General features: G+C 60.1%; 11 protein-coding genes. 9 read left to right on the top strand and 2 right to left on the bottom strand.

What is annotated here, in order from left to right; all coding sequences use genetic code 11:
* Positions 1–47 precede the first annotated feature (47 nt).
* From HGT1_RS10930 to HGT1_RS10915, 4 genes are all read left to right on the top strand, one after another.
* Complete coding sequence (locus HGT1_RS10930; RefSeq protein ID WP_176249978.1) at positions 48–1,271, top strand: helix-turn-helix domain-containing protein; 1,224 nt, start codon at positions 48–50, stop codon at positions 1,269–1,271.
* Positions 1,272–1,347: 76 nt separating this feature from the next.
* Positions 1,348–2,469, top strand: coding sequence for a flavodoxin-dependent (E)-4-hydroxy-3-methylbut-2-enyl-diphosphate synthase (gene ispG, locus HGT1_RS10925; protein ID WP_176249977.1), 1,122 nt, complete (start codon positions 1,348–1,350; stop codon positions 2,467–2,469).
* Positions 2,470–2,533: 64 nt separating this feature from the next.
* Positions 2,534–3,688, top strand: a complete 1,155-nt coding sequence (locus HGT1_RS10920; RefSeq protein ID WP_176249976.1) for a DNA cytosine methyltransferase — start codon at positions 2,534–2,536, stop codon at positions 3,686–3,688.
* The gene (locus HGT1_RS10915; protein ID WP_176249975.1) at positions 3,685–4,224 is read left to right on the top strand and encodes a GIY-YIG nuclease family protein; all 540 of its coding nucleotides are present in this window, start codon (positions 3,685–3,687) and stop codon (positions 4,222–4,224) included. Before HGT1_RS10920 ends, HGT1_RS10915 begins: the two co-directional genes overlap by 4 nt.
* Before the next feature lies 1 nt (position 4,225).
* On the opposite strand, the gene HGT1_RS10910 is transcribed toward HGT1_RS10915, so the two are convergent.
* Positions 4,226–4,708: a disulfide bond formation protein DsbA gene (locus tag HGT1_RS10910; protein ID WP_176249974.1), complete on the bottom strand. Its 483-nt coding sequence runs from the start codon at positions 4,706–4,708 to the stop codon at positions 4,226–4,228.
* Positions 4,709–5,467 (bottom strand): DsbA family protein, encoded by a 759-nt coding sequence (locus tag HGT1_RS10905; RefSeq protein ID WP_176249973.1) that lies wholly within the window; start codon positions 5,465–5,467, stop codon positions 4,709–4,711.
* A 141-nt stretch (positions 5,468–5,608) separates the two neighbouring features.
* Between HGT1_RS10905 and HGT1_RS10900 the strand changes: the two genes are divergently transcribed.
* The 5 genes from HGT1_RS10900 to HGT1_RS10880 all read left to right on the top strand — a co-directional run bounded on the left by HGT1_RS10900 (position 5,609) and on the right by HGT1_RS10880 (position 13,492).
* Positions 5,609–6,751, top strand: a complete 1,143-nt coding sequence (locus HGT1_RS10900; protein WP_176249972.1) for a pyridoxal phosphate-dependent aminotransferase — start codon at positions 5,609–5,611, stop codon at positions 6,749–6,751.
* Between the two features lie 68 nt (positions 6,752–6,819).
* On the top strand, positions 6,820–8,034 hold the full coding sequence (locus HGT1_RS10895; protein WP_176249971.1) for an N-acetylmuramoyl-L-alanine amidase: 1,215 nt from the start codon (positions 6,820–6,822) through the stop codon (positions 8,032–8,034).
* Positions 8,035–8,163: 129 nt separating this feature from the next.
* Positions 8,164–10,719 carry a penicillin-binding protein 1A gene (locus HGT1_RS10890; RefSeq protein WP_176249970.1) on the top strand — a complete coding sequence of 852 codons (2,556 nt, stop codon included), beginning with the start codon at positions 8,164–8,166 and terminating at the stop codon, positions 10,717–10,719.
* Positions 10,720–10,820: 101 nt separating this feature from the next.
* Positions 10,821–11,945: a peptide chain release factor 2 gene (prfB, locus tag HGT1_RS10885; protein ID WP_176249969.1), complete on the top strand. Its 1,125-nt coding sequence runs from the start codon at positions 10,821–10,823 to the stop codon at positions 11,943–11,945.
* 134 nt (positions 11,946–12,079) lie between these two features.
* Positions 12,080–13,492 (top strand): amidase, encoded by a 1,413-nt coding sequence (locus HGT1_RS10880; protein ID WP_176249968.1) that lies wholly within the window; start codon positions 12,080–12,082, stop codon positions 13,490–13,492.
* The last annotated feature ends 15 nt before the right edge of the window (positions 13,493–13,507 follow it).

The following is a 13,507-nucleotide window of genomic DNA, read 5'->3' as shown; positions in this document are numbered from 1 at the left end:
AACGGCCCGGGTAAGTGTAGCAGGCACGTAAGCGACGGGGCAAACATATGATCGGGCGTTGGATTTCCAAGGCGAATACGGACGAGCAAGTTGAAGCCCGTGGCTTTGATGCGTATGATTTGCGATTGGGTGATCTGATGCGGGGCGAACGCGCCACATTGGGCAAATCGCTGCTTGATGTTCAGCGCGAACTGCGGATCAAAGCCTCTTATATTGCTGCCATCGAAAATTCCGACCCTGATGCATTTGACACCCCCGGTTTCATCGCCGGTTACGTGCGGTCCTATGCGCGTTATCTGAACATGGATCCCGATCAGGCGTTTTCGTCTTTTTGCCGCGAATCCGGTTTCGCTGTTGCGCATGGCATGTCTGCCGAAGCATCCGTAATTAAAAAACCGACCCGCGAAGAACGGATGACACGTTCCGCCGACAATGATATTTTCAAGCGCCCCTCGACCCCGTTTACCCCCGTGGGGGACAGCCTGCTCAGCCGGATTGAACCGGGTGCCTTGGGGTCTGTGCTGGTTTTGGTCGCGTTGATCGGTGCCATCGGTTTCGGCGGGTGGAGCGTGCTGAAAGAAGTGCAGCGCGTACAGGTTTCGCCCGTTGATGAGACACCTGTTGTTTTGTCCGACCTTGATCCTTTGGCAGGGGCGTTGAACCCTGCGCCTCAGGCATCCTCGAACACAGTGACTGCCGAGAACATGGCCATCCCGCGCACGGATACGCTGGACCGTCTCTACCGCCCTGCGGCGTTGGATGTGCCGGTTCTGGTCGCGCGTGATGCGCCGATCGCGTCAATCGACCCGCATAGCGTCGGCAGCTTTGGCGCGCCGACTTTCGACAGCCAGCGGATTGCATCGGTTACAACGTCAACCGATACACCCGACAGCACGATTGCCGTGCCGCAGGTTGTTGAAGGCCCGGCACCGGAATTGCGTTTGGTCGCGGCATACCCGTCCTGGGTCCGTATCCGCGCAGCGGATGGCAAAGTGATCTTTGAAGGGATCATGAACAAGGGCGACAGCTGGGATGTTCCTGCCACGCAAGAACCCCCAACCTTGCGCACTGGCGAATCCGGCGCGTTGTATTTTGCCATGGACGGCCAGTATTACGGCCCCGTTGGCGATCGCGGTTCTGTGACGTCGAACCTGCCGTTGCAGCGTCAGGCCTTGGCCGAAGTGTATGAACCGGCATTGCTGGAAGAAAACTCGGCGCTTGCGACCATGGTTGCCGAACTTCAAAACACCGCGACAAGCCCGACAGAATAAGCCAGATGCCATTGCAAGCAGGGCCGCGCCTGAATAGGTTGCGGGCAACGCTGATCTATTGCCAAAGGTGCTGCCCATGTCGCTGAATCACATCCGTCCTTGGCGTAATATCTACCGCCGCAAATCCCGCCAGATCATGGTGGGCAATGTGCCGGTGGGGGGCGATGCACCGATTACCGTGCAGACCATGACCAACACCCTGACCACAGATATCAAAGGCACGATCGCACAGATTCAGGCCGCTGCTGAGGCGGGTGCCGATATCGTACGGGTGTCAGTCCCGGACGAGGCATCCTCAAAGGCGCTCAAGGAAATTGTGCGCGAAGTATCGGTGCCCATCGTGGCCGACATCCATTTCCATTACAAACGCGGGATCGAAGCCGCCGAAGCAGGGGCCGCCTGTCTGCGGATCAACCCCGGTAACATCGGCGACGAAAAGCGCGTCAAGGAAGTCATCAAAGCCGCGCGCGATCACAATTGTTCGATCCGTATTGGCGTCAACGCAGGGTCGCTGGAACGGCACCTGCTCGAGAAATACGGCGAACCTTGCCCCGATGCGATGGTCGAAAGCGGGCTGGATCACATCAAGATCCTGCAAGACAATGATTTCCACGAATTCAAGATCAGCTGCAAAGCATCCGATGTGTTCATGGCTGCCGCCGCCTATCAGCAACTGGCCGAAGCCACGGACGCGCCGATCCATCTGGGCATTACCGAAGCGGGCGGGCTGATCAGCGGCACGGTCAAATCCGCGATTGGCATGGGCAACCTGCTGTGGATGGGCATTGGCGACACGATCCGCGTCAGCCTGTCTGCCGATCCCGTCGAAGAAGTCAAAATGGGCTTCGAGATCCTCAAATCCCTTGGCCTGCGGCATCGCGGTGTGAACATCATCAGCTGTCCGTCCTGTGCGCGGCAGGGGTTTGACGTGATCAAAACCGTCGAGGCGCTGGAAAAGCGGCTGGAACACATCAAAACCCCGATGAGCCTGAGCATCATCGGCTGTGTGGTCAACGGGCCGGGCGAGGCGCTGATGACGGATGTCGGCTTTACCGGCGGCGGCAACGGGTCGGGCATGGTGTATCTGGCGGGCAAGCAAAGCCACAAGCTGGGCAATGAGGGCATGATCGAACATATCGTCGAACAGGTCGAAGCCCGCGCCGCCGTGATCGAGGCCGAAGAGCAAGCGGCAGAGTGATGCGGCACCTGCGTTTCGGTGAATTAGCCATCGACACGCAAAACCGCATTTCATACTAATAGCCATGGCTGAAACCCCCGATCACACCCCCAAATACGCCGAGTTTTTTTGCGGTGGCGGGATGGTGCGTGCCGCCTTGCACGACCGGTGGAATTGCGTGCTGGCCAATGACATTGATGCGATGAAATGCAAGGTTTACGGGCAGAATTGGGGCGTTCAAGGGCTGCACGAAGGCGATATCGCCGCCCTTGATGATGACCTTTTGCGCGAACAGATTGATCTGTACTGGGCCTCCAGCCCCTGTCAGGATTTCAGCCTTGCGGGCAAGGGGCGGGGGTTGTCGGGCGCGCGCAGCGGCGTATTCGCCCATTGGGCCGACAAAATCACCGTTGCGATCAAGGCGGGGTTTGCGCCGCGTATCATTGCTTTCGAAAACGTCGTCGGGCTGGTCTCACGCAATGCAGGGGCAGACCTGAACACGGTCCTCGCGACCTTTGTGCGCCTTGGCTACAAGGTTGGCGCGCTCGAGATCGACGCGCGGCGTTTCCTGCCCCAAAGCCGCCCGCGGTTGTTTGTGGTCTGTGTGCGCAACGACATCGACATTACCAGTCTGACGGTGCCCAAGCCGTCTCATGCGTTTCACGGCAAGAAGCTGCAAAAGTTTCTGGGGGCGGCCTCGCGGCCTGTGCGGTCGAACTGGCTGTGGTGGAAACTGGATGATGCCCCCGCTGCCGATCATCTGCTGGATGATGTGCTGGAAAAACGCACACCGATGCCGTGGTTTTCCGAAGCCGACACGGATCGCTTGTTAACTCTGATGTCGCCGCCCAGTCTGGAACGGTTGCGTGTGGCCCGCAAGGCGGGGCGCACGGTGGTTGGCACAATCTACAAACGCGGGCGGCCCGATGTGGATGGCAATGTGCGTCAACGTGCTGAACTGCGCACCGACGGGTTGGCAGGCTGCCTGCGCACGCCTGCTGGTGGATCATCGCGGCAAATTCTGTTGTTTATCAAGGGCAACCGCACCCGTGCGCGGCTTGTTTCCTCGCGCGAGGTTGCGCGGCTGATGGGGCTGCCTGACAGCTACCGGATGCCCGACACCTATAACAACGCCTACCGCGTGGCGGGTGACGGGGTGGCGGTGCCGGTGGTGCGCTATCTGGATCAGGTGTTATTCGCGCCGATCCTTGCCCGCCGCAGCCTAGAGGCCGTTGCATGACAACCGCGCAGAGCTTTCGCGGCACGGCGCTTAGCGCGCTGACCAACCAGATCGGGGTCTATGCGCTGTGCGATCTGGACCAGCAACCGATTTATGTGGGGCAATCGGTGGATGGCATTCGCACGCGGGTGCGCAGGCATCTGACCTCGGCCCGTTCGGATGTGATTGCCAACCGTCAGATTGATGTCTGGGAAATCGCCTTTGTCTGGGCCTGGCCCGTGGACAGCGCCGATCAGGTCGAACCGCTGGAGCGGTCCATTTTCGCCCATTACGATGCCGAACTGCCCTTGATGAACGGCAAGGCGATGGTGCCGGGCGAGGGGGATGTCATCTGGCCGGAAAAGCAGGTCGCTCAGGTGATCGAGGAAGAGGAACGCCAGTCGCGCCTGACCCCGTCCAACCGGTTGCCCCGCCAGATCAAGCAGTATGATCTGTTGGTCGATTATATCCTGACGGTGAAAGAGGCCCCGCACCTCAAGCGGTCGCTGGATGCGCATTTCGCGCGGCTGGTGCGGTATCACCAGAAATTCCTGTGACCTAGCGCGTCAGATATTTCCGCAAAACGATATCAGGCATATGCCCGCGCAGGATCATGTCAGGCATCACGTAAAACGGGGCCTCGACCATACCCAGCTTGGATGACAGGGCAGCACCATCTAGGGAAGACATGTTGTGATGAGTGAAGGTCGCATCGGAACTATCTGATAATGCTTGTAATTCTTGCAGTGCCTGATCGCAGGTCGGGCAATCGGGTGCCGTGAAGATCGCGATGTTAGCGCCCTGCAACACCTGATCTTCCAACGCGCGCAAAAGTGCGATATCGGCGGCGGCCTCATCCTGATAGCCGGCGGTGGCATAGTCGGGGGGCGTCATCGCTGATGACAACACCTCGGGCTCCGCCATCAGAAACCCGCGCATTTCGGCGTTGAAAGCCGCGCGCTCGGCTGGGGTCAGGGCCGTGAAATCGGTCTGCGCGGCCGCCGGAAAGGCCGCCGCGCAGAGCAAAAGGATCAGCCGCATTCAGCCGCGTTTTTCTTCCAGAATGGCTTTCATCTGGTCATAGGGCAGATAGCCGCGCAGCAATTCGTCTTGCATCACAAAGGTCGGGGTGCCCGAAATCGACAATATCTGCGCCAGCGCGCGGGTTTGGGCGATTTCTTCGGTCACTTCGGCGCTGTCCATCTTTTCGGTAATGGCATCGGCATCCAGACCAAAGCTTTCGGCCAGACGGCCCAATGATGTCGGCGTGATGTCCCCGTTAAAGCTCATCAGCGCGTCGTGGACCGATTTATAGCCTTCGTCGCCCGCAACCAGTTTGGTAGCAATCGCAAAGCGCGACGCGATCATGGATTGTTCGCCCAATATCGGCAATTCCTTGACGATAAAGCGGATATTGCCGTCGCCGTTGATCAGCTTTTCAACTTCGGTAAAGGCCTTTTTGCAATAGCCACAGCGGTAATCCATGAACTCGACGATGGTGATGTCGCCATCAGGGTTGCCGCCGACAAAGGAATAGCCGTCGTTGAAAATCGCGTCTGCATTGTCGGACACGAGGGTGAAATCCGCCTGCGCCTGCGCTTCGGCTTCTTTGGCCTGCAACTGGCTTACCGCTTCCATGATGACTTGGGGGTTTTCCATCAGATAGGCGCGGACTTCGGCACGGAACTGGACGCGCTCGGCATCTGTCAGTTCGGTCAGATCCATCGCCTGGGTCGGGCCGCTTAGGGCCAGAGCCATCAACGCGCCGGAAAAAAGGGAAGTGGCGGTCAGTTTTGTCATATTGGGGTCACTCACTGTTATTGCGCGGCCCTTGGGGCGGCTTTGGCACCTGTGGTGCGCGATTTCGAGCCATCGCACAAGGGTTGACGGCACCAACCTGGTGCGGTGAAAGGTTCTTGCCCCAAGTTTAGGATTAAGCTCATGCGTATTTCAACCCGTTCTCAGGTCGATCCCTTTATCGTGATGGACGTGATGCAAGCCGCATCCGCCGCCGAAGCCGCGGGCCGCCACATTATCCACATGGAAGTCGGCCAACCGGGAACCGGGGCACCATCCGGGGCGACTGCCGCATTGGCCCGCGCGATGGATCAGGGGGCCTTGGGCTATACGGTTGCATTGGGCCTGCCAGCCCTGCGCGCGCGCATCGCGCAAATGTACGGCGAATGGTACAACGTTGATCTGGACCCGAACCGGGTGGTGATCACGTCCGGCTCCTCGGGGGGGTTCATTCTGGCCTTTACCGCGCTTTTTGACACCGGCGACAAGGTCGGCATCGGCGCGCCGGGCTATCCCAGCTACCGGCAGATCCTCAAGGCGCTAGCGCTGGACCCCGTTGACCTGCCCACATCGCCCGACAACCGCTATCAGCCCGTGCCGGATGATTTCGCGGGCATGGACCTCAAGGGGCTGCTGGTGGCGTCCCCTGCAAACCCCACGGGCACCATGCTGGACCGCCCCGCGATGAAGGCCCTGATTGATGCCACCCAAGGGCAGAGCGCGTCGTTTATCTCGGACGAGATTTACCACGGCATCGAATACGAGAAAAAGGCGGTTACCGCGCTCGAGATCACCGATGATGCCTATGTGATCAATTCGTTCTCCAAGTATTTTTCCATGACCGGCTGGCGTGTGGGCTGGATGGTCGTGCCCGAAGATCACGTGCGGGTGGTGGAACGGATTGCGCAAAACATGTTCATCTGTGCGCCCCATGCCAGTCAGGTTGCCGCATTGGCGGCGATGGATTGCGAGGATGAATTGCAGGCCAATATGGATGTCTACCGTGCCAACCGGACCATGATGATTGACGGGTTGCGCGAGGCGGGCTTTAGCAGTTTCGCCCCGCCGGATGGGGCGTTTTATGTTTATGCCGATGTATCCGGTATCACCGATGACAGTCGTAGGCTGGCGCGTGACATTCTGGACAAGGCAGGGGTGGCCGTCACACCGGGGCTGGATTTCGACCCCATTCGCGGGCATCAGACCTTGCGGTTTTCCTATGCGCGCGGGACGGCGGATATTGCCGAAGGGATTGCGCGGCTCAAGGCCTATATGGCGGCGCGCTGAAAGGCTGGCCCGTCGGGATTGTTAATGCTAGTTTGCACCCGAACACCACGATCAGAACGGTGACAGGCATGCGGTTTTTCCCAATATTGGCGGCGCTTATGGCGTTTTCAAACCCCGTTTCAGCCCAAGAGCTGACGGCCTTGGCGCGCGTTGACCCGGGCCCAAGCGAGATCACCGATGGCTGGTTCGGTGGCACCACGCTCAGGCTGCAGCTCAGCCAGGGGGTGCCGTTTCGGGTGTTCCTGCTGGACAATCCCGCGCGCCTTGTTGTCGATTTCCGCGAGGCGGACTGGTCGGGGGTCAAGACGTCGGACTTGCTGGCGGAACCGGGCAATATCAGCGACTTGCGCTTTGGCCCGTTTCAACCGGGGTGGTCGCGGCTGGTGGCCGATCTGGCCCAGCCGATGCTGCCGCGCGAAATCGGGATGCCCGTCGACAGCGGCTCCGGTCAGGCCACGCTTGAAATCAGTCTCAAACCCGTTGATCCCGCCGAATTTTCCGCCGCAGCCGGCACACCGCCTGATCCGGCCTGGACGATGGCCCTTGCGGCACCGCCCAAACCGGCGAAACCCAAGGGCGAGGACCGTTTTTTGGTGGTCCTTGACCCCGGTCACGGTGGTGTGGACCCGGGGGCCGAAAGCGACGGGGTTGCGGAAAAGGACCTGATGCTGGCCTTTGCCAACGGGCTGCGCGATGCGCTGGTGCGCGACGGGATTGACGTGCTGATGACCCGCGACAGCGACATGTTTGTGGCGCTCGAAACCCGCGTCGCGATTGCCCATCAGGCCCAAGGTGATCTGTTCATTTCGCTACACGCGGATATCTTGCAGCAAGGCGGCGCAAAAGGGGCCACCGTCTATACCCTGTCGGACGAGGCCAGCGATACCGCCACCGAACATTTGGCCGCACGCCACAACCGGTCCGACATCATCGCGGGGGCCGATCTGACCGGTTCGGATGATCAGGTCGCAGGTATTTTGCTGGATCTGGCCCGGCAGGAAACCGAACCGCGTTCGGTCGCCGCTGCGAAAACGCTTGTTGCGGGGATGAAGGGGGCAGGTGGCCCGATGAACCGACGCCCGCTGCGCATGGCAGGGTTTTCGGTGCTCAAATCAGCCGATATCCCGTCTGTTCTGATCGAGATCGGATTTCTGAGCAGCCAAAGGGATTTGAACAACCTGCGCGATCCGGTCTGGCGCGCCGTCATGGTGGCGGGCATCGCGGATGCGATCAAGGTCTGGCGCGATCAGGATGCAGCCCTTAAGCCGTTGATACGCCAGTAACCATTGCGGTGATAAAGACAGCCGACCTGCGCGGTATATCGCCAAATTACCACTGCTTCGTGTTTTGACGATTCCACTTTGCCCGCGTATAGACGGGTTAACCAACAGCCTTGCAAGGGACTGCCACACGTGTTTCGCCTAATTCTATCCTTCTTCGGGGGTATCTTTACCACCCTGACCATGAGCATCGGTATGATTGCTCTTACCATCGGGGCGATCTTCTGGATGTACGGGCGCGACCTGCCCAGCCACGAATCCCTTGCGCAATACACCCCGCCCACAATCAGCCGGATTTATTCCGGCCAGGGGCGCTTGATTGATGAATTCGCCAAGGAACGCCGGCTTTTCGCGCCTGCGAACACCATTCCGGACCTGATCAAACAGGCGTTTATCTCGGCCGAAGACAAGAATTTTTACACCCACGAAGGCTATGATCTGCGCGGCATCGGTGCGGCTGCGGTGGATGCGGTGCGCACGCGCGGCAAAGATGTGCGCGGGGCGTCGACGATCACCCAACAGGTGATGAAGAACTTTTTGCTGTCCGGTGACCGCCGGGCCGAACGCAAGATCAAGGAAATCATCCTTGCTGCCCGTCTGGAAGAAACCCTGCCCAAGGAAAAAATCCTCGAACTCTATCTGAACGAGATTTTTCTGGGCCAGAATTCCTATGGTGTGGCGGCGGCTTCGCAGACCTATTTCAACAAGACGCTGAGCGAACTTGCCCCCCACGAGGCGGCTTTTCTGGCGTCCCTGCCCAAGGCCCCGTCGGATTACCACCCGGTGCGCCGCAAGGACCGCCTGAAGCAGCGCCGCGATTTCGTTCTGCGCGAGATGATGGAAAACGGATATATCACCAAAGCCTCCTACGAGAACGAAGTCGCACAGCCGCTGCGCTCGGTTCAGAACGGGGACTTTGAGAGTTTTAAGGCGGAACTGCCGCCGCGCGATTACTTTACCGATGAAATCCGCCGCCAACTGTCTGAAAACTTTGGCGAAGGTGAGTTTTTCACCGGCGGTCTGACCGTGCGCGCCACCATCGACAACGAAATGCAACCGATCGCGGCGCAGGCCTTGCAGCGCCAGCTTGAGGATTACGACCGTGGTGTCGGCATCTGGCACGGGACCGGCAAAACCATTCCGGCCGACCAGTTGACCGACGAAGCCACTTGGCGCGAAGCCCTGTCAGCGATCCGCGTGTCGCGCGACGTCGATTTGGACAGCACCTGGTATCCGGCGGTGGTATTGAGCGTGGGCGACAGCAATGCGCGGATAGGCATCGAAGGGGTGCCCGAAACGGCTGATGGTCATTTCATCACCGCCAAAGACGTTGAATGGGCGCGCAAACGCCTGAGCGATGGCACCTTGGGCCGCAAGGCGCAGGTCGCGGGCGATTTGCTGGCGGTCGGCGAGGTGGTGCTGGTGCGGCGCATGACGGCGGATAGTGACGGGTCGTTCATCCGGTGGACTTTGCGGCAGGTCCCCGAAGTGCAGGGCGGCTTTGTTGCGATGGACGTCAACACCGGGCGTGTGATCGCCATGCAAGGCGGGTTTTCCTATCAGTCATCGGTGTTCAACCGCGCCACCCAAGCCAAACGCCAGCCCGGGTCCAGCTTTAAACCTTTCGTTTACGCCGCGGCCCTTGATAGCGGGTATACGCCAGCGACCATCGTGGTGGATGCCCCGATCGAGATCAACACACCGCAAGGCCTGTGGCGCCCGCGAAATTCGTCGAACAAGTTCTACGGCCCCACACCGCTGCGCACAGGGATCGAACAATCGCGCAACCTGATGACCATCCGTCTGGCGCAAGAGGTCGGGATGGACACCATCGGCTCTTATGCCGAACGGTTCGGCGTATATGACGACCTGTCGCCGGTTCTGGCCAACGCATTGGGATCGCAGGAAACGACATTGTACCAGATGGTATCGGCCTATGCGATGTTCGCCAACGGCGGGGAGCGGGTGCAACCCACCCTCGTTGACCGCGTGCAAGACCGCTATGGCCGCACGGTGTACAAACATGACCAACGCATCTGCAATGATTGCCAGCTGGCCAGCCTCGAAGAGGGTCTGGGGCCGCGGATCATTTCCAACCGCGAACGGGTGATGGACCCGATCACAGCCTATCAGCTGACATCGATGATGAAGGGTGTGGTCGACCGCGGCACGGCCAAAGGGGCGATTAACCTGCCTGTGCCGATCGCCGGCAAGACCGGCACAACCAATGACGCCAAAGACGTTTGGTTCGTGGGCTTTTCCAGCAATATCGTTGCGGGCTGCTATATCGGTTTCGACAACCCTAGGTCCTTGGGTAAACGCGCCTACGGGGCGGGGATGTGCGGGCCGGTGTTCCAGCGCTTTATGAGCGAAGCCATCAAGAAATACGGCGGCGGCCCCTTTGAAGTGCCCCCGGGTGGTAGCTTTATCAACATCGACCGCTTTACCGGCGCACGCCTGTCGGATGATGCAAGCGGGCCGAATGTGGTGGCCGAATATTTCCGGGATGGCGAGATGCCATTGTTCGGGATCACCTTTGACGGTGGCTTTGCCATGGGCGCAGACTTGCCACTGGTCGAAGAACTGGGCCGCTCCGCCGGGCGCGAAGTCACGACATCCACTGGCAAAAAGGCAGTCGTGGGGCCCAAGGCCAGTTTTGGCACGATCAGTTCAGGCGGGCTTTACTAGCGCTGCCACCACGCCAACCGCTTGCCCCTACAGCAAGGCTGGTCTATCTCATACGCGGCTCCGGCATTTCGGGGCCGCGGTTCATTTAAAGGGCATAAACGATGCGCGCAGAGGCACAAAATACAGCAGATCAGATCAGCAAATCGCTGGATCTGTTGGCACAGCGTTTGAACGTGGAAACCGCGCCCTACCGTTTGGAAGAATTCAACGCCCGCGTCGAAGACCCCAATCTGTGGGATGATCCCGATGCGGCGCAAAAGCTGATGCGCGAACGTCAGGCGCTGGTCGATTCGATGGCGACCTATGACGGCATCAAGCAAGAGCTGGCCGATAATGTCGAGTTGATCGAGATGGGCGAAATGGAAGGCGACACCGAAGTTGTCGCCGAGGCCGAGGCCGCGCTGAAGGCGCTTGCCGCAACCGCTGCCCAAAAGGAACTCGAGGCCTTGCTGAACGGCGAGGCGGACAGCAACGACACATTTCTGGAAATCAACGCAGGGGCCGGTGGTACCGAAAGCTGCGATTGGGCGAATATTCTGGCGCGCATGTATGTCCGTTGGGCCGAGAAAAAAGGCTACAAGGTCGAGCTGCAATCCGAAAGCCCGGGCGAAGAGGCGGGTATCAAATCCGCCACCTACAAAATCAGCGGCCTGAACGCCTATGGCTGGCTGAAATCCGAATCCGGCGTGCACCGCCTTGTGCGGATCAGCCCGTTTGATTCGGCGGCGAAACGGCATACCTCGTTCAGCTCGGTCTGGGTCTATCCGGTGGTGGACGACAATATCGAGATCGAAGTGAACCCCAGCGACATTCGCATTGATACCTACCGGTCTTCGGGGGCCGGCGGTCAGCACGTGAACACCACTGATTCCGCTGTGCGCATCACTCACCATCCCACCGGCATCGTCGTGACCAGTTCCGAGAAATCGCAGCACCAGAACCGCGACATCGCCATGAAGGCGCTGAAATCGCGCCTCTACCAGATGGAGCTGGACCGCCGCAATGCTGCGATCAACGAGGCCCATGAAAACAAGGGCGATGCGGGATGGGGCAACCAGATCCGATCCTATGTTCTGCAGCCCTATCAGATGGTCAAAGACCTGCGTACGAATTACGAGACCTCGGACACCAAAGGGGTTCTGGACGGCGATCTTGACGGGCTGATGGGGGCTGCATTGGCCCTAGCCGTGTCGGGCAAGAGCCGGGCCGAAGCGCAAGCCGGCTAAGGGTCGAGGGGGCGCTGCCCCCGCCCTTGCGGGCCCCCCGGGATATTTTTGAGCCAGAGAAGCCGGGGATGTCATCCGGGGCTTGTTTCTGCCCGGCCTGACGCGTTTGATGGCGCAAAACAGGGGGGACGGTTTTGGATATTCTGGACATGGGCGCGGTGGCGCAATCAGAGGCACTGGCTGCGGGCAGTTTGACGGCAGTTGCGTTGATGGAAGCGAGCCTGGCGCGGATCGAGGCGGTAAACGGTGCGGTCAATGCGGTTGTGTCTTTGCGCGAGCGCGAGGCGTTGTTGGCCGAGGCGCGTGCCGCCGATGTGACCCCCCGCCGTGGTTGGCTGCATGGTATTCCCATGGCGATCAAGGATTTATCCGATGCCAAGGGGCTGCCCACCACCATGGGATCGCCGCTTTTTACCGGCACCGTGGCGCAAAAGGACAGCGTGTTTGTCGGGCGGTTGCGTGCGGCGGGGGCGATTTTCATTGGCAAAACCAACACGCCCGAATTCGGATTGGGCAGTCATACCTTCAACCCTGTGCATGGGGCCACCTGCAACCCCTATGACCTGAGCAAATCGGCGGGCGGGTCATCGGGCGGGGCGGCGGCTGCTTTGGCCTGCGGGATGGTCAGCGTTGCCGACGGGTCTGACATGATGGGCAGTTTGCGCAATCCGGCCGGATGGAACAATGTCTATGGGATGCGGCCCAGTTGGGGCACCGTTCCGGGGGAGCCTGAGGGTGACATGTTTTTGCATCAACTGGCCACCTCTGGCCCGATGGCGCGCAGCCCGCGTGATCTGGCGGCCTTGCTGGATACGATGACAGGGGCCGACCCGCGCCAACCGTTTGGCATCAGCCCTGCCGCCACCTTGCCGCAGATCGACGGGCAGGGGCCGCAGGTCCGGATCGGTTGGCTGGGCGATTGGGGCGGTGCCTTTCCCTATGCCGAAGGGATCGCCGCGCTGAGCGAGGCGGCCTTGGGGCAGTTCGCTGATCTGGGGCATGTGGTGTCTGATATCGCAGCGCCTTTTAATGCGGAGAAAATGTGGGAGGCCTGGATTACCTTGCGGTCCTTTGCCGTGGCCAGCGGGTTGGGCGCGATCTTTGAGAATGAGGCCAAGCGCGGGCATTTGAAGGAGGCCGCCCAGTGGGAGATCCGGCGTGGTCTTGAGATGACTGCGATGCAGGTCCAGCGCGCCAGTGTGATCCGGTCGGATTGGTATCGGCGGGCAGCGGCCTTGTTTGATACGGTGGATGTGCTGGTGCTGCCTTCGGCGCAGCTTTGGCCGTTTGCTGTGGAGGAGGTGCATCCTGTGGAAATCGCCGGTCGCAGCATGGATACTTACCACCGCTGGATGCAGGTCGTGGTACCGGCCGGGCTGATCGGGCTGCCGGTGGTCAATGTGCCGGCGGGGTTTGGGGAAAACGGGTTGCCGGGCGGGCTCCAACTGATCGGGCGGCATGGCAGTGACGCGATGTTGTTGCGGGTGGCGCAGCATTGGCACGAGGCGACCCGTTGGCCGCAAAAGCGGCCACCTGCATTGGGGTGATTTCCGCAAAAGCGG

The organism is Sulfitobacter sp. HGT1, from assembly GCF_013282155.1.
GTDB lineage: Bacteria > Pseudomonadota > Alphaproteobacteria > Rhodobacterales > Rhodobacteraceae > Sulfitobacter.
Note: the sequence above shows the minus strand (reverse complement) of the source record. Positions and strands in the feature narration are given on the sequence as shown.